Source organism: Alloalcanivorax gelatiniphagus (assembly GCF_005938655.1).
Classification (GTDB): Bacteria; Pseudomonadota; Gammaproteobacteria; order Pseudomonadales; family Alcanivoracaceae; genus Alloalcanivorax; species Alloalcanivorax gelatiniphagus.
This window is the reverse complement of record NZ_VCQT01000018.1, coordinates 1-16,904: the sequence shown is the minus strand read 5'-3', so window position 1 is coordinate 16,904 and position 16,904 is coordinate 1. Positions and strand designations below refer to the sequence as shown.

Sequence of the window (16,904 nt, the reverse complement as noted above, 5' to 3'; positions counted from 1 at the left end):
TCCCCACGCCTGTGGGGAACACAACTGCGCAAACGCGCCGCCCCAACATGAAACCGGTTTATCCCCACGCCTGTGGGGAACACCTCGGAATCCTGCGAGCGTTCCGCTCGCTCAACGGTTTATCCCCACGCCTGTGGGGAACACCCCGAACGGCTCCGCGTGCCATGATCAACCGTCGGTTTATCCCCACGCCTGTGGGGAACACTCACGGATCCCACGGTAGTACACGGGCCGGGACGGTTTATCCCCACGCCTGTGGGGAACACTCGCGCAATAGTCATCCATCACTCTTGCGCCGCGGTTTATCCCCACGCCTGTGGGGAACACAGAGCCTCCGGCACCGCCACCTGGGGCGCCTGCGGTTTATCCCCACGCCTGTGGGGAACACAAACTGTCATCCATGTTGAACACATCCACGGCCGGTTTATCCCCACGCCTGTGGGGAACACGCCCCATATCCGGGTATGACAAGGGCGCCACCTGGTTTATCCCCACGCCTGTGGGGAACACTGTGATAATGTAGGTGTTCATCGTCTGCACCTCGGTTTATCCCCACGCCTGTGGGGAACACCGTTTCCAGCGCGGTCAGACCCGACGGAACGGCGGTTTATCCCCACGCCTGTGGGGAACACTATCAGTGACCAGCGCCATTACCAGCCCGCCGCGGTTTATCCCCACGCCTGTGGGGAACACTGGGGCGCCGCCCATGCTTTCGGTTACAGGGCCGGTTTATCCCCACGCCTGTGGGGAACACCCCGGGATCGCGTTGCTGACAGTCGCCCAGACCGGTTTATCCCCACGCCTGTGGGGAACACGACCACAGCCAACGAACCAACGAAAGCGCCGGCGGTTTATCCCCACGCCTGTGGGGAACACGCCGCGAGACCGGCGCCATTCATTGGCGGAATCGGTTTATCCCCACGCCTGTGGGGAACACCGTCGTTCATCGGAACCATCGACAGCAAACCGCGGTTTATCCCCACGCCTGTGGGGAACACCGCGTTTTTTGGGTGCTCCCTGTCCTGGCGGTCGGTTTATCCCCACGCCTGTGGGGAACACTTGCCGGTGTTGACACCTGTTTGTCGTTGATCCGGTTTATCCCCACGCCTGTGGGGAACACACCAGCAGCGTCTCGCCCATATCGACGGCCCACGGTTTATCCCCACGCCTGTGGGGAACACCGGGCGGCCCTATCCGCCGACCAGCTCTATGACGGTTTATCCCCACGCCTGTGGGGAACACAAATGGGAAATTTCCCCTTTCGTAAATGCCCCCGGTTTATCCCCACGCCTGTGGGGAACACTGAGAACAAACCGCTCCGGTGCCGATATCAGCCGGTTTATCCCCACGCCTGTGGGGAACACTGCTCCGACAATATGGACGCGATTCAGTGCGCCGGTTTATCCCCACGCCTGTGGGGAACACCGACTGATTCCGGACCCTATCAGGCGTCAGAGCGGTTTATCCCCACGCCTGTGGGGAACACCGAACAGACCGCCTACGCCTACACCGGGGGCGCGGTTTATCCCCACGCCTGTGGGGAACACCATTATCGGCACTCCCGAATATCGGTCCGGGCCGGTTTATCCCCACGCCTGTGGGGAACACCTCTGAGGACACCATCAGCTTCGGCAATCTCGCGGTTTATCCCCACGCCTGTGGGGAACACATCCGATTGGTCGGTTTCAAACGCCATGCATCCGGTTTATCCCCACGCCTGTGGGGAACACTCTAAATATATCTTATTGATTCAAAAGAAGAAAATCAGGCTCTGATTTTCCACCAAAAAAACCGATCAAAAATTAGTCAAAAAATAAGGGGCAGATCAGGTGATGGTCATCGGCCACCAGGTGTGTGGGCGGCGGTTGCTACCGGGTGCAGCGGAGGGCATCACCACTTCAAATTCGGAATGCGATGAAACACATCGCGCAGGCCCACGGACCAGGCTTCGCCGAGCTGGCGGAAGCCTTCGTGGTGTTCGTCCACGTTGAAGTGTTCGCTGGCGTTAAAGCTGGCGCGCTGGTAGCGCAGCACGTCCAGGGGGAGGCCCACGGAGAGGTTGGAGCGGATGGTGGAGTCAATGCTGATAAGGGCGCATTTGATGCCGTCGTCGAGGGAGGTGTCGTAGTCGATCACCCGGTCGAGGATGGGTTTGCCGTATTTGGTTTCACCGATTTGGAAGTACGGGGTGTCGGCGGTGGCTTCGATGAAGTTGCCTTCCGGGTAGACCAGGAACAGGCGCGGCGGTTCGCCCTGGATCTGGCCGCCGACGATAAAGCTGCTGCCAAAGTCCACGCGGCCCTGCCCCTGGCCGCTGTCGCGGGCGACCACTTCGCGGCCGGTGGCGCCGATGATGGTGGCCACGTCGTACATGGAGGCGGCGCCGAACAGGTTGGGCCGGTCGCTGTTGAGGCGCATGCGCATCAGGCTGAGCACGCTCTGGGTGGTGGCCAGGTTGCCGGCGGTCATCATGACGATGACGCGTTCGCCTTCGATCACGAATTTGTGCAGTTTGCGGTAGGTGGCGATTTGGTCGACACCGGCGTTGGTGCGCGAGTCCGCCGCGAATACCAGCCCGTCCTTGAGTGCCAGGGCCACGCAATAGGTCATTGCCGAACTCCGCTTACCGCCTGCCCTATTGTTCCCCGGTGCCGGTAAGGCGCACGTGGGCCACCGCGTTGAGCGATTCCACGCCGCCGCCGTAGCGGACGCCGCGAACCGGGCAGGCGTCGAGATAGTCGAGACCCACGGCCAGTTTCAGGTGGTGCCGTGGCCGGCGGGTCTGGTTAGTGACGTCGAAGGTGTGCCAGCGGTCGTTGCGCCAGACCTCGGCCCAGGCGTGGCTGGCCACATGTTCGCTGTCGTCGCTGTAAAGATAGCCGCTCACGTAGCGCGCGGGTATCCCCAAGGAGCGGCAACAGGCAAGAAAGACGTGGGTGTGGTCCTGGCACACGCCCTGCCCGCCCTGGTAGGCGGCCACGGCGTCGCTGGCCACGTCGGTGACGCCGGCGGTGAAGGGCATGTCCGCGAGGATTTGTTCGCTGAGTTTTTCCAGGGTGGCCAGGGACAGGTCGCCCCGGTAGCGCTCGGCCAGGTCCCGCAGGGCCTGGTCGGTGGCGGTGAGCGCCGAGGTGCGGGCGAACACCAGCGGCGACAGCCGGGCGTCGTCGTCTTCCTGGTCCTCGTCGACGATTTCCACCTGGCCACGGGCGGTGAGTTCGATGCTCTGGTGGGGCTGGTCCAGGGTCAGCACGTGCAGGATGTTGTGGAAGCCGTCGGCGGCGCGGGTGGCGTGTTCCGGCAGGTCCAGGTGCCAGTCGAGGATGCGCTGGCGCCGGGACGGGCGCGGTGTCAGGCGCAGGTACTGGGTGCTGTGGCGGACGCGTTCGGAGTAACGGTACTCGGTGCGATGTCGGATCGAGAGTTTCATACCACCTCCAGGTATTCCTGGCGGATGGTGTCCGCCAGTTCGTTGACGCGGCGCAGAAAGTCGGTGAGGTACTCGTGCAGGCCGGTGTCCACGATATGGTCCAGGTCGCCGTATTGCAGCCGCGCGAATTGCACCGCCGCCAGTCGTTTCGATTGTTGGCCGGCCTGGCCCTCGATGGCCGGCAGCAGCTCGCACAGCATCTGCATGCACGAGCGCAGCGAGCGTGGCACTTCCGGGCGCAGGATCAGCAGTTCGGAGACGCGCTCGGAGTTGATCGGTTCGCTGTAGATTTCCCGGTAGGCTTCATAGGCGCCCACCGAGCGCAGCAGGGCGTGCCAGCGGTAGAAGTCCACCGCGCCGTCGCCGTCGAAACCGCCGATCTGGTGCTTCACATCGAGGATGCGGGCGGTGTTGTCGGCCCGTTCGATAAAGGTGCCCAGGCGCAGGAAACGGAACGCATCGTTGCGCATGCTGGTGCCGTAGGTGGCGCCACGGAACAGGTGCGAGCGGTTCTTGACCCAGTCGAAGAACTCGCTGGCGCCGTAGCCTTCCAGGCCCTGCGCGCGGATCTCGCGCAGTTCCAGCCAGGTGCTGTTGACGCTCTCCCACATCTCCGCGGTGATCTTGCCGCGCACCGCGTGGGCGCTTTCCCGGGCGGCGCGCAGGCAGTGGAAGATGCTGCCCGGGTTGCCATCGTCCAGGGTGAAAAAGTGCATCACCTCGTCCACGCGGATGTCGTCATGGGCGGCCTCATAGGCTTCCCGGCTGCCGGTGATGATCAGCGGCGCGGTGATCTCCTCGCGGGCGTCCACGGCGAACGGAATCAGCGACAGGTTCCAGGCCACGTCCAGCATGCGCGCGGTGTTCTCGGCGCGCTCGAAATAGCGCGACAGCCAGTACAGGTCGGCGGCGGTACGACTCAGCATGATCCGTCCTCCAGCACCCAGGTGTCCTTGGTGCCACCGCCCTGGGAAGAGTTCACCACCAGCGAGCCGGCGCTCATCGCCACCCGGGTCAGGCCACCGGGCACCAAGCGGGTTTCCTTGCCGCTGAGCACAAACGGGCGCAGGTCGATATGGCGCGGCGCGATGCCTTCATCAACAAAGATCGGACAGGTGGACAGCGACAGGGTGGGCTGGGCGATGTAGTTGGCCGGCCGGGCCCGCAGGCGTTCGCGGAAGGCGGCGATCTCCGCCCGGCTGGCCGCCGGGCCCACCAGCATGCCGTAGCCGCCAGCGCCATGGACTTCCTTGACCACCAGTTCCGGCAGGTGGGCCAGCACATGGTCCAGGGCCTTGGGGTCGCGGCATTGCCAGGTGGGTACGTTGGCGAGAATTGGTTCCTCGTCCAGGTAGAAGCGGATCATGTCCGGCACATAGGGATAGATGGATTTGTCGTCGCCGACGCCGGTGCCCATGGCGTTGGCCAGAATCACGTTGCCTTGCAGGTACACCGACAGCAGCCCGGGCACGCCAAGCATGGAATCCGGGCGCAGCGCCAGCGGGTCCAGGTAGTCGTCGTCCACCCGCCGGTAGATCACGTCCACCCGTTGGGGGCCGGCGGTGGTGCGCATGTAGACCAGCCCGTCCTTGACGAACAGGTCGGCGCCTTCCACCAGTTCGATGCCCATCTGCTGGGCCAGGAAGGCGTGCTCGAAATAGGCGCTGTTAAAGCGGCCCGGAGTCAGCAGCACCACCGTGGGGTTGGGCACCGCGCCGCTTTCCTGCAGGGTTTCCAGCAGCAGCGAGGGATAGTGTTCCACCGGCGCCACGGACTGCTGGCTGAACAGCTCCGGGAACAGGCGCATCATCATGCGCCGGTTCTCGATCATGTAGCTGACCCCGGAGGGGGTGCGCAGGTTGTCCTCCAGCACGTACCAGGTGCCCTCCCCGTCGCGGATCACGTCCACGCCGCTGATGTGCGAGTAGACCCGGTTGGGCAGGTCCAGGTCCTGCATGCAGGGCTGGTACTGGGCGTTACCGAACACCTGTTCGGCGGGCAAGCGGCCGGCGCGGATGATGGCCTGGTCGTGGTAGATGTCGTGCAGAAACAGGTTCAGGGCCCGCACCCGCTGGATCGCGCCCTGTTCCAGGCGGCGCCAGTCGGCGGCGGGGATCACCCTGGGCAGGGCGTCGAAGGGAATCAACCGCTCGGTGCCGCTTTCCTCGCCGTAGACGTTGAAGGTAATACCGACCCGGTGGAACTGCAGCTCCGCTTCCTTGCGCTTGCGCAGCAACCCGTCGTGGACCTGGCCGAGCAACCAGCGGTGGTAGCCCTTGTAGGCGTCCCGGACCCTGCCACCCGGCAGAATCATTTCGTCGTAACCGGACACGTCCGGCAGAGATAGTGGCCCCATGGCATTCTCGCTGACACGGCCCGGCTCCTTGCCGGCCCCTGTATCAGTATGAGCAAACGCCGTGCCAGAAATTGTAAAGGTTTGCGAAGGAGAAATGCGCCGTGGCGGGGCCGTCGGCGTGGGCTGCGCCATTCTGGTGCGCGGGGATCGCGGCTGAAGCCGCTCCTACAGGGGGGCATCCTGTCTCCGCAGGAGCGGCTTCAGCCGCGATCCCCCAGAAACGAAAAAGCCCGGCACAAGGCCGGGCTTTTCAGGAACGGATGTTGAATCCCGCTCAGAGCTTGCTGTCCAGCTCCGGTACGGCTTCGAACAGATCCGCCACCAGGCCGTAGTCAGCCACCTGGAAGATCGGCGCTTCTTCGTCCTTGTTGATCGCAACGATCACCTTGGAGTCCTTCATGCCGGCCAGATGCTGAATGGCGCCGGAGATACCCACCGCCACGTACAGGTTCGGGGCGACGATCTTACCGGTCTGACCCACCTGCATGTCGTTGGGCACGAAGCCGGCGTCCACGGCGGCGCGGGAAGCACCGACGGCGGCGCCCAGCTTGTCGGCCACCTTGTAGAGGATTTCGAAGTTGTCGCCGTTGCCCATGCCACGGCCACCGGAGATAACGATCTCGGCGCTGGCCAGCTCGGGACGGTCGGACTTGGCCAGTTCCTCACCCACGAAGGAGGAGATGCCGGCGTCCTTGACCACGTCACAGCTTTCCACGGAGGCGGAACCGCCCTCCTCGGCCACGGCGTCGAAGGACGTCGGGCGCACGGTGATCACTTTCTTGGCGTCAGCGCACTTCACGGTGGCGATGGCGTTGCCGGCGTAGATCGGACGCTTGAAGGTATCGGCGTCGACCACGTCGGAGATCTCGGAGATCTGGGCCACGTCCATCAGCGCCGCGGCGCGGGGCGCGAAGTTTTTACCGGTGGTGGTGGCAGCGGCCAGGATGTGGCTGTAGTCGGCGCCCACCTCGGCCACCAGCTCGGCGATGTTCTCGGCCAGCTGATGCTCATAGGCGTCGTTGTCGGCACACAGTACCTTGCTCACGCCTTCCGCCTTGGCGGCCTGCTCGGCCACGGCGTTGCAGCCCTTGCCGGCAACCAGAACGGTAATGTCACCGCCGATTTCCTTGGCGGCGGCGATCACGCTGAGCGTTGCTTTGTTCAGCGCGGCGTTGTCGTGTTCGGCGTAAACTAAAACACTCATCAGATCACCTTCGCTTCGTTCTTCAGTTTGTCGACCAGCTCATCCACGGAGCCCACCATGACACCAGCCTTGCGCTCGGCCGGGGTTTCCACCTTCTCGATGGTGACGCGCGGGGTCATGTCGACACCGAGATCCGCCGGGGATTTCACGTCCAGCGGCTTTTTCTTCGCCTTCATGATGTTCGGCAGGGAAGCGTAGCGCGGCTCGTTGAGGCGCAGGTCGGTGGTGACCACCGCCGGCAGCTTCAGCTCAACGGTCTGCAGACCACCGTCGATTTCACGGGTGACCTTGACCTTGCCTTCTTCCATGTTCACTTCGGAAGCGAAGGTGCCCTGGGGCATGCCGGTCAGCGCGGCCAGCATCTGACCGGTCTGATTGTTGTCGTCGTCGATAGCCTGCTTACCGAGGATAACCAGCTCCGGCTTCTCTTCGTCGACGATGGCCTTGAGCGCTTTGGCGATGCCCAGCGGCTGCACGTCTTCGTCGGTTTCCACCAGGATGGAACGGTCGGCGCCCAGCGCCATGGCGGTACGCAGTTGTTCCTGGGCGGCCTTCGGACCGATGCTCACGGCCACGATCTCGGACACCACGCCTTTTTCTTTCAGGCGCACGGCTTCTTCCACGGCGATTTCGCAGAAGGGGTTCATGGCCATTTTGACATTGGCGAGATCGACGCCGGAGTTGTCCGCTTTCACGCGAACCTTAACGTTGTAGTCAATGACTCGCTTGATGGGTACAAGAACCTTCATAGGATCCTCGGAATCTTCCACTTGGTGACTTGAATCGTTCCCTTCCGCGGCTGCCACAAACCAGGGTTTGGAAGCCCACCTTGCCTTGTGGCAACCCGGTCCCCGGGAGGGACGAAAACGATGAAAAAGGCGAGACGACGCCGAACACGGGGCCCCGCGCGAGGTCCGGTATCTTGAACGCTACCCCCCGCGAGGTCAATAGGCCGAAAATGCGTAAGCGGATGATTTCGCTGCCAATTGTGTTCACTATTCATGACTCGCCGGTCGCTCATTTTGTTGAAAATCAAGCACCTGCCGGCGGATAATCCAAACACTTGTTTGAGCATTTGTGAAAGAGGGTTTCACATCTGCCCAATTGGTGGTGCCGTCCAGCGGATGCTTATATACTCGCGCCACCCCAAGAACCTCCGCCCGCACCGGCCAGGCCAGACAGCCTCAGGCTCACGGCGTCACGGCGAGGTCCCGGCCGGCCCATACAAGGCAAAATAAGGGCCGTAACGCAACCGAAAGCTAGGAGACAGGCTGTGGAACGCGAATCAATGGAAGTCGACGTAGTCATCGTCGGCGCCGGCCCCTCCGGTCTGGCAACCGCCTGCCGGCTCGGCCAAATCGCCCAGGAAAGCGGCCAGGAACTCAGCGTAGTGGTCGTCGAGAAGGGCTCCGAAGTGGGCGCCCATATTCTTTCCGGCGCGGTGTTCGAGCCGCGCGCGCTGAACGAACTGTTCCCCGACTGGAAAGAGAAAGGCGCCCCCCTCAACGCGCCGGTGACCACCGATGAAATCTACTATTTCACCGGCGCCGACAAAGCCAGCAAGGTACCCGGCCCGTTCGCGCCGAAGACCATGCACAACGAAGGCAACTATGTGATTTCGTTGGGCAACCTGTGCCGCTGGCTGGCGGAACAGGCGGAAGGCATGGGCATCGAGATTTTCCCGGGCTTCGCCGCCAGCGAGATCCTCTATAACGAAGACGGTTCCGTGAAAGGCATCGCCACCGGTCAGATGGGTGTCGCCGCCGACGGCGAGCACAAGCCCAGCTACGACCCGGGCATGGAGCTGCACGCCAAGTACACCGTGTTCTCCGAAGGCTGCCGTGGCCACCTGGGCAAGCAGCTGATGGAGAAGTACAACCTGCGCGAAGGCGTGGACCCGCAGCACTATGGCATCGGCATCAAGGAGCTGTGGGAAATCGACCCGTCCAAGCATAAGAAGGGCCTGGTAATGCACAGCGCCGGTTGGCCGCTGAGCGAATCCGGTTCCCCGGGCGGTGCCTTCCTGTACCACCTGGAAGACAATCAGGTGACCCTGGGCCTGATCACCGACCTGGCCTATTCCAACCCGCACGTTTCGCCGTTCGACGAGATGCAGCGCTGGAAGACCCATCCGGAAGTCAAAAAGTACCTGGAAGGTGGCAAGCGTGTGAGCTACGGCGCCCGTGCCATCGCCAAGGGCGGCCTGCAATCGCTGCCGAAGATGACCTTCCCGGGCGGTATCCTGGTGGGCTGTGACGCCGGCACCCTGAACTTCGCCAAGATCAAGGGCAACCACACCGCCATGAAGTCCGGCATGATGGCCGCCGAGACCATCGCCAAGGCCATCGCCGATGGCCGCGCCGGTGACGAGCTGAGCGAGTACAAGGCCACCTTCGAGAACAGCTGGGTCCACGAAGAGCTGCATCAACAACGCAACTTCGGCCCCGCCCAGCACAAGTTCGGCAATCTGCTGGGTTCCGCCTTCGCGTTCGTCGATCTGAACATCTTCAACGGCAAGCTGCCGTTCACCATGCGCGATACCACCCCGGACCATGACACCCTGAAGCCGGCGGATCAGTGCAAGAAGATCGATTATCCGAAGCCGGACGGCAAACTGACCTTCAACAAGCTGGATTCGGTGTTTCTGTCCAACACCAACCACGAAGAAGATCAGCCCTGCCACCTGCAGTTGAAGGACCCGAGCATCCCCATCGAGTACAACCTGCCCAAGTACAACGAACCGGCGCAGCGTTATTGCCCGGCGGGCGTGTACGAAGTGGTCGAGGACGAGACCAGCGGGGAAAAGCGGTTCCAGATCAACGCCCAGAACTGCGTGCACTGTAAGACCTGCGACATCAAGGACCCCACCCAGAACATCAACTGGGTGGCCCCGGAAGGCACCGGCGGGCCCAACTACCCGAACATGTAAGCGGGTCCCTCACCGGAACAGAAAAAGCGCCCCTCGGGGCGCTTTTTTTATGCGCTTCAACGGCCGGCCGGATGTAGGAGCGACTTCAGTCGCGACCAGCGCCGGTGCCATCTTCATCGCGACTGAAGTCGCTCCTACCACCGCCAGGTACCACTGGCGCGGCGTCCTGGTGACGTTCGAAGCGGCGCAGGCGCCGACGTTTCAACCAGGCGCGCACGCGGGTCTCCAGGGCATGGATCAGGCCCAGGGGCGGCATCGCCGGCATATAAAGTTCCGGTTCCCGGGGCCGGGTCGGGCGTGATTGATGGTCGGATTCGCGGGTATTCATGATGGGCTCCTTTCCTGATATCCGGTTCGAAGGCCCCCAGCATCGCCGCCGGTCTTTGTTCAATCCAACGAAAAGATCTACACTCATCCTTCAGTTTTACTGAAGGCAATAACCATGACGGTGTCCTCCCCCACTCCTCCGCCCCTGCTCGATACCGATGTGCTGCGCAGCTTCGTGGCCATCGCCGAAAGCGGCAGCTTCACCCGCGCCGCCCGGCAGGTGTTCCGTACCCCTTCGGCGCTGAGCATGCAGATCAAACGGCTGGAGGAGACCCTTGGCCATCCGCTGTTCGTGCGCGAAGCCCGCCAGGTGCGACTGACCCCGGAGGGCGAGATGCTGCTCGGTTACGGGCGGCGGCTGTTGAAGCTGAACCAGGAGGCGGTGGCCCGGTTTCTGACGCCGGCCCTGGACGGCGTGGTGCGCCTGGGCACGCCGGACGACATCGGCACCCGCATCCTGCCGCAGGTGCTGAGCCGCTTCGCCAGCGGGCACCCGGCGGTGCAGGTGGAGGTGGTGGCCGGGCGCAGCGGCGAGCTGGTCGAACGAATGGCGGAGGAGAAGCTGGACCTGGTGCTGGTCACCGAAGGCAATGACGACCTGGCCCCGGGCCTGGGGGAAGTGGTGCACACCGAGCCCCTGGTATGGGCCGGTCGGGAAGGCGGCGTGGCGGTGCAGCGATCACCGCTGCCGCTGGCGCTCGCCAGCCACGGCTGCGCTTGGCGGAGCATGGCCCTGGCGGCACTGGATCAGGCCGGCATGGACTACCGCATCGCCTACAGCAGCGAGAACTGCGCCGGCCAGGAGGCGGCCATGCTCGCCGATCTGGCGGTGGCGCCTTTCCCGCGCAGCCTGGTGCGCCCGCCGCTGCGGCGGCTGGGCAGCGAGTGCGGCCTGCCACCGCTGGGCAATTACCGCCTTGCCCTGCTGCGCGGCGAGCCGCTGTCCCCCGCCGCCGAGGCGCTGGCCGCCCCGGTGGTGGAGGCGTTCCGGGAGTGGCGCTGAGCGGTTATTCCGCGTCCAGCGCCCGGCGGCCGCGCCATACCAGATTGTAGAGGTCCTTGCGGCGGTCGCGCAGGTTGGTGACCGAGCCCTCGCTGTGCAGCAGCTTGAGCTTTTCCAGGTCCACGTCGGCGAACAGCAGCATCTCGGTGTTGGGTACTGATTCGCTGATGGTGCCGTCGTGGGGAAAGTAGAAGTCGCTGGGCGAGAACACCGCCGACTGGGCGTACTGGATGTCCACGTTGTCCACCCGGGGCAGATTGCCGACGCTGCCGGAAATGGCCACGTAGCATTCGTTCTCGATGGCGCGGGCCTGGGCGCAGTGGCGCACCCGCAGGTAACCGTTCTTGGTGTCGGTCCAGAACGGCACGAACAGGATTTCCATGCCCTGCTCCGCCAGCAGCCGGCCCAGTTCCGGGAACTCCACGTCGTAGCAGATCAGGATGCCGATGCGGCCGGCGTCGGTGTCGAAGATGCGCAGGTCGTTACCGCCCTGGATCGCCCAGTCCTTGCGTTCGTGGGGGGTGATGTGGATCTTCTTCTGCTCTTCCACGGAGCCGTCGCGGCGCATCAGGTAGGCCACGTTGTAGATGCGGCCGTCCTCTTCCAGCGGCATGGAACCGCCGATGATGTTGATGTTGTAGCTCACCGCCATGTCCGCCATGGCGTCGCGGATTTCCTCGGTGAAGCTGGCCAGGTAGCGCACCGCCTCCACCGAGTTCAGGTCCGGTTTCAGACCCATCAACGGGGCGCTGAAGAACTCCGGCAGCACCGCGAAGTCGGCCCGGTAGTCGGACAGGGAATCGACGAAGAATTCCACCTGGCTGAGCAGGTCTTCCACCGAGCGGGCGGCGCGCATGCGCCGCTGCACCACGCCCAGGCGCACCACCGAGCGGCGCGGCCAGTCGCTGTCGTCGTCCGGCTGGTAGAGGATGTTGTCCCATTCCAGCAGGGTGGCGTAGCCCCGAGAGCTTTCGTCCTCCGGCAGGTACTTGGTGAGCAGCCGTTTGACGTCGAAGCCATTGGACAGCTGGAAGGTCAGAATCGGATCGTAGATCGCCCGCGCCTCCACCTGCTCGATGTATTCGGTGACGCCCATGCGGTCGGCGTAGTCCTTGTAACCGGGCAGCCGGCCGCCGGCCAGAATGGCGCGCAGGTTTTCCTCGCGGCACAGTTCCTTGCGCGCCTCGTAGAGGCGCCGGCCCAGCCGGTAGCCCCGGTACTCCGGGTCCACGAACACATCCAGGCCGTAGAGGGCGTCGCCCTTGCGGCTGTGGGAGCGCACCTTGTCGTCGGTGATAAGATCTTCATAGCGGTGCGGGTTGGAGAAGCGGTCGTAGCTGACCTTGATGGTCAGCGCGGTGGCCACCAAGGTGCCGTTGTCCTCGATCACCATCTGCCCTTCCGGGAACAGCCGGATCAGGGTGGTGACGGTCTCTTCCGGCCAGGCGCCACCAATGTCGTGATAGACCATGTCCATCAGACGGGCCAGGGCCGGGTAATCCTCACCGGTCAGTTGGCGCAGACGCAGTCGTGTACTTTCTTCGGCCATGCTTTTCTCCAATAACATCTTCGCGGTGGCGGCCGCGCCCGCGACGTACTTCGGTCCGTCGCGGGGTCAGGCATTCAGGGGCGGAAAGGGAATCAGCCAGCAACAGTCACGATTATGCAGCGCGTCCAGGCTGGTGGGATACAGGGCCACGCCATCCGGGCGCACGAACAGGGCGGCACCGGAGCTGAGGCCGATAAAACCGGAGGTCTGTTCGCTGACGTAGCCTTCCGGGTCGATGAATACCGGCCGCAGGGGTTCCGGAATCGGCTCGTAGCCCACCAGGCCGTTGGCCAGGGGGTCTTCCACCGAGCGCCGGTCTCGGTACAGCCCCACCGCGTCGGCCCCCACCACCAGGATCATGCCCTGGTGAAAGTGCAGCAGATTGACGGCGCCCCGGGCCGGTAACGACAGCACTTCCTGTCGTGAGATAATGGTATCCATAACACTCCGCGAACGTTGAACGGTAACGGGAGACGCTCACCCATGCAGGAAAAGATTGTAATACTTACCGGCGCCGGAATCTCGGCGGAATCCGGCATCCGCACCTTCCGCGACAGCGGCGGACTGTGGGAAAACCACCGCCTGGAAGACGTGGCCACGCCGCAGGCGTTTCAGCGCGATCCGCACGGCGTGCAGCGCTTCTACAACCAGCGCCGCGCCCAGCTGCGCGACCCGGCGATCCAGCCCAACGCCGCCCACCGGGCGCTGGCCGAACTGGAGCGCGCCCTGCCCGGCCAGGTGCTGCTGGTGACCCAGAACGTGGACGACCTGCACGAGCGCGCAGGCAGCCACAATGTGATTCATATGCACGGCGAACTGCTCAAGGCGCGCTGCCGCGCCACCGACGCGCTGGTGCCGGTGGACGGGGAGCTGAGCCCGGAGTTGGCGTGCCCGGTGTGCGGGGTGCCCGGCTGCCTGCGGCCCCATGTGGTGTGGTTCGGGGAGGTGCCCCTGGAGATGGATCGGATCTTCGACGCTCTGGCCGGCTGCCAGCGTTTTATCAGCATCGGCACCAGCGGCAACGTCTACCCGGCCGCCGGCTTCGTGGCCGAGGCCCGCGGCCACGGCGCCCACACCGTGGAACTCAATCTGGAGCCCTCGGAGCAGGCCACCGCCTTCGCCGAGCACCGCCACGGCCCGGCCTCCCAGCGGGTGCCGGAATACGTGGCGGAATTGCTGGCCGGCGTCTGAGCCGGCCACGGGTTTACAGCACGAAGGATTGGATCAGCTTGTCCAGCCGTTCGGCGTGGCGGCGCATCTCCGCCGCCGAGGACGAGGTCTGCTGCACCATGGCCGCGTTCTGCTGGGTCATCACGTCCATTTCCGCCACCGCCGTGTTGACCTGACCGATGCCCCGGCTCTGTTCCCGGGCACCGGTGCTGATGTCGCCGATCAGTTCGCTCACCGGCGTCACGCTGTCCACGATCTCCTTCATGGTGGCGCCGGCCCGGCGCACCAGTTCCGAACCCTGGCGGGTGCGGGTCACCGAGGTATCGATCAGGCCGCGAATCTCGGCGGCGGCATCGCCGCTGCGGCCGGCCAGGTTGCGCACTTCCTCGGCCACCACCGCGAAGCCCCGGCCGTGTTCACCGGCGCGGGCGGCTTCCACGGAGGCGTTCAGGGCGAGGATATTGGTCTGGAAGGCGATGCCGTCGATCAGGCCGATGATCTCGGCGATGCGTGCGGCGGCTTCGTCGATGGAGGCCATGGTGGTCTCCACTTCCTGCATGGCGCGGCCGCCCTCGCCGGCCACCCGGGCGGCGCCTTCCACCATGGTGCTGGCACGCTCGGCGGAATCCGCGGTGTGGTTGACGGTGGCGGTGATCTCTTCCATGGAGGCGGAGGTTTCCTGCAGGCTGGCGGCGGACTGCTCGGTGCGCGTGGCCAGTTCCTCGCTGCCGGTGGCGATCTCGCCGGCGGCCTGGTTCACCGAGCCGGTGGTGTCGCGCACCTCGCGGAGGGCATCCTGCATGCGCGACACGAAGGCGTTGAACTGGCGGGCCAGTTCGCCCACCTCGTCGTTGCCGGACACCGTCAGCCGGCGGGTCAGATCACCCCGGCCCCGGGCAATGTCTTCCATGGCCCGGGCGGTGTCGCCAATCGGCCTGGCCACACGCCGCACCAGCCCCACGGCGAGAATGCCCACCACCGCCAGCAAGGCGGCGCCGGCCAGCACGCCAACCAGGATCGAGCGGCGCAGTTCCGCCCGCGCCGTCGCTTCGATGGCGGCCATGTCCGCGTCGATGTCGGTGATATAAACACCGGTGCCGATCACCCACTCCCATTCCGGCACCGACACCAGGTAGGCGTATTTGGTCTCCACCTTGCCGGTGCCCGGGTGCAGCCACTTGTACTGATAGGGGCCGTCCCCCTGTTCCCGGGCGATGCGCACCATGTCACGGACCAGATATTTACCGTCCGCGTCCTGCAAATCCCAGGAATTACTGCTGGGATTATTGGCGTTGGCGACTTTATTACCTTGGTAGTCGTAGGCGAACAGATAGCTGTCACCGTCGAACTTCATGCCCAGTATCATCTCCTTGGCGCGGCGCTGGGCCTCGGCCTGGTCATCCATGTTCAACAGCGGCTGGATCGACGACCGGGCCACCTCGGCGGCACTGCGTATGCCGAGTTCACGCATCTGAATCATCGCCTGGCGCTGGCGCTCCAGGCTTTGCTCGGTGGCGCGGGCCCGCTCCATGGCGGACCAGGCGGTCAGCGCGAATACCGCCAATACCAGCGGCACAAGGGAAAGCAAAAGGATCTTGGCCTGCAAACGCAGCCCTTTAAAAGCGAAAGGTTTCATGTCATTCCTGATGGGAAACGCAAAAAAGGCGCGACCGGTATCGGCACGCCGGGCTGAAACCTGAGCGGTATTCGGCTAAACTGCGGATCTTCCGGCCACTACGACCAACAAGCAGCCAGACCATGAGCCATCAACAACTCGACGACCTGAACATCGAATCCCAGGACGTGCTGATCACGCCCCGGGCCCTGAAGGAAAAACTGCCGCTGAGCGACGCCGCGGCGGACACCGTGTACCGGGGCCGGCAGCAGATCCGCGACATTCTGGATCGCAAGGACCCGCGCCTGTTCGTGGTGATCGGTCCCTGCTCCATCCATGACCCGAAAGCGGCCATGGAATACGCCGAGCGGCTCAAGACGCTGGCCGCCAAGGTCGACGATGCCCTGTTCCTGGTGTTGCGGGTCTATTTCGAGAAGCCGCGCACCACGGTGGGCTGGAAGGGGTTGATCAACGACCCCTACATGAACGATTCCTTCAAGGTGGAAGACGGCCTCAACATTGCCCGCAAGCTGCTGCTGGACGTGGCCGAGCTGGGCCTGCCGGCGGCCACCGAGGCGCTGGACCCGACCACCCCACAGTACATTCAGGATCTGATTTCCTGGTCCGCCATCGGCGCGCGCACCACCGAATCCCAGACCCACCGGGAAATGTCCTCCGGCCTGTCCGGCCCGGTGGGCTTCAAGAACGGCACCGACGGCAGCCTGGACGTGGCGGTGAACGCCATGCTCAGCGTTTGCCATCCGCACCGTTTTCTCGGCATCGACCCGGACGGCCGGGTGGCGCTGACCACCACCAAGGGCAACCAGTACGGCCACGTGGTGCTGCGCGGCGGTGGCGGCAAGCCGAACTATGATTCGGTGTCCGTGGCGCTGGCGGAAACCGCCCTGGAAAAGGCCGGCGTGTCCACCAACATCATGGTCGACTGCTCCCACGCCAACTCCAATAAGGACCCGAGCCTGCAGCCGCTGGTGATGGAAAACATCGGCAACCAGATTCTGGAGGGCAACACCTCCATCGTCGGCCTGATGGTGGAATCCCACCTCAAGGCGGGCAACCAGAAGATCCCCGCCAATCTGGACGATCTGGAATACGGCGTGTCGGTCACCGACGGCTGCATCGGCTGGGACACCACCGAGCAGGCCATCATCGATCTGGCCGACAAGGTGCGCGACACCCTGCCCCGCCGCACCCGCGACTGATGGCGGATCTGTAGGAGCGACTGTAGGAGCGACTTTAGTCGCGATAAAGATACCCACCGAAAGGCATCGCGACTGAAGTCGCTCCTTGTGTCTTTCCACGG

14 protein-coding genes and 1 CRISPR repeat array (1 of these 15 running past the window's edge) are annotated in these 16,904 nt (G+C 64.1%); of the genes, 4 read left to right on the top strand and 10 right to left on the bottom strand.

Features of this window, described 5'->3' with window-relative positions; all coding sequences use genetic code 11:
* Nucleotides 1-1,730: direct repeats of the CRISPR family, unit length 29 nt; unit sequence CGGTTTATCCCCACGCCTGTGGGGAACAC (it extends 1,838 nt beyond the left edge of the window).
* Nucleotides 1,731-1,890: 160 nt separating this feature from the next.
* The 6 genes from FGS76_RS03690 to FGS76_RS03665 form a co-directional block, all read right to left on the bottom strand.
* Nucleotides 1,891-2,610 carry a proteasome-type protease gene (locus FGS76_RS03690; protein WP_138771282.1) on the bottom strand — a complete coding sequence of 240 codons (720 nt, stop codon included), beginning with the start codon at nt 2,608-2,610 and terminating at the stop codon, nt 1,891-1,893.
* Nucleotides 2,611-2,635: 25 nt separating this feature from the next.
* Nucleotides 2,636-3,430 carry a transglutaminase family protein gene (locus FGS76_RS03685; protein ID WP_138771281.1) on the bottom strand — a complete coding sequence of 265 codons (795 nt, stop codon included), beginning with the start codon at nt 3,428-3,430 and terminating at the stop codon, nt 2,636-2,638.
* The gene (locus FGS76_RS03680) at nt 3,427-4,356 is read right to left on the bottom strand and encodes an alpha-E domain-containing protein (protein ID WP_138771280.1); all 930 of its coding nucleotides are present in this window, start codon (nt 4,354-4,356) and stop codon (nt 3,427-3,429) included. Before FGS76_RS03680 ends, FGS76_RS03685 begins: the two co-directional genes overlap by 4 nt.
* On the bottom strand, nt 4,350-5,786 hold the full coding sequence (locus FGS76_RS03675) for a circularly permuted type 2 ATP-grasp protein (protein ID WP_138771279.1): 1,437 nt from the start codon (nt 5,784-5,786) through the stop codon (nt 4,350-4,352). The genes FGS76_RS03680 and FGS76_RS03675 overlap by 7 nt, the downstream gene beginning before the upstream one ends.
* Nucleotides 5,787-6,060: 274 nt before the next feature.
* Entirely contained in the window at nt 6,061-6,990 is a 930-nt protein-coding gene (locus tag FGS76_RS03670; RefSeq protein WP_138771278.1) for an electron transfer flavoprotein subunit alpha/FixB family protein, read from the bottom strand.
* Nucleotides 6,990-7,739: an electron transfer flavoprotein subunit beta/FixA family protein gene (locus tag FGS76_RS03665; RefSeq protein WP_138771277.1), complete on the bottom strand. Its 750-nt coding sequence runs from the start codon at nt 7,737-7,739 to the stop codon at nt 6,990-6,992. The genes FGS76_RS03670 and FGS76_RS03665 overlap by 1 nt, the downstream gene beginning before the upstream one ends.
* 524 nt (nt 7,740-8,263) lie before the next feature.
* Here FGS76_RS03665 and FGS76_RS03660 point away from each other — a divergent pair.
* Complete coding sequence (locus FGS76_RS03660; RefSeq protein ID WP_138771276.1) at nt 8,264-9,919, top strand: electron transfer flavoprotein-ubiquinone oxidoreductase; 1,656 nt, start codon at nt 8,264-8,266, stop codon at nt 9,917-9,919.
* Nucleotides 9,920-10,004: 85 nt separating this feature from the next.
* Here FGS76_RS03660 and FGS76_RS03655 read toward each other — a convergent pair whose 3' ends face one another.
* The gene (locus FGS76_RS03655) at nt 10,005-10,247 is read right to left on the bottom strand and encodes a hypothetical protein (RefSeq protein ID WP_138771275.1); all 243 of its coding nucleotides are present in this window, start codon (nt 10,245-10,247) and stop codon (nt 10,005-10,007) included.
* Between the two features lie 114 nt (nt 10,248-10,361).
* On the opposite strand from FGS76_RS03655, the gene FGS76_RS03650 reads away from it, so the two are divergent.
* Entirely contained in the window at nt 10,362-11,249 is an 888-nt protein-coding gene (locus FGS76_RS03650; protein WP_138771274.1) for a LysR family transcriptional regulator, read from the top strand.
* A 4-nt stretch (nt 11,250-11,253) separates the two neighbouring features.
* On the opposite strand, the gene FGS76_RS03645 is transcribed toward FGS76_RS03650, so the two are convergent.
* A complete protein-coding gene (locus FGS76_RS03645; protein WP_138771273.1) occupies nt 11,254-12,798 on the bottom strand; it encodes a bifunctional GNAT family N-acetyltransferase/carbon-nitrogen hydrolase family protein in 1,545 nt (514 codons plus the stop codon).
* Between the two features lie 66 nt (nt 12,799-12,864).
* Entirely contained in the window at nt 12,865-13,239 is a 375-nt protein-coding gene (locus FGS76_RS03640) for a hypothetical protein (protein ID WP_138771272.1), read from the bottom strand.
* Nucleotides 13,240-13,281: 42 nt separating this feature from the next.
* On the opposite strand from FGS76_RS03640, the gene cobB reads away from it, so the two are divergent.
* Nucleotides 13,282-13,989 carry a Sir2 family NAD+-dependent deacetylase gene (gene cobB / locus FGS76_RS03635; RefSeq protein ID WP_138771271.1) on the top strand — a complete coding sequence of 236 codons (708 nt, stop codon included), beginning with the start codon at nt 13,282-13,284 and terminating at the stop codon, nt 13,987-13,989.
* A 13-nt stretch (nt 13,990-14,002) separates the two neighbouring features.
* On the opposite strand, the gene FGS76_RS19930 is transcribed toward cobB, so the two are convergent.
* Nucleotides 14,003-15,604 carry a methyl-accepting chemotaxis protein gene (locus FGS76_RS19930; RefSeq protein ID WP_138771270.1) on the bottom strand — a complete coding sequence of 534 codons (1,602 nt, stop codon included), beginning with the start codon at nt 15,602-15,604 and terminating at the stop codon, nt 14,003-14,005.
* A gap of 122 nt (nt 15,605-15,726) precedes the next feature.
* Here FGS76_RS19930 and FGS76_RS03625 point away from each other — a divergent pair, with 122 nt between their 5' ends.
* On the top strand, nt 15,727-16,803 hold the full coding sequence (locus tag FGS76_RS03625) for a 3-deoxy-7-phosphoheptulonate synthase (RefSeq protein ID WP_138771269.1): 1,077 nt from the start codon (nt 15,727-15,729) through the stop codon (nt 16,801-16,803).
* Nucleotides 16,804-16,904 lie beyond the last annotated feature (101 nt).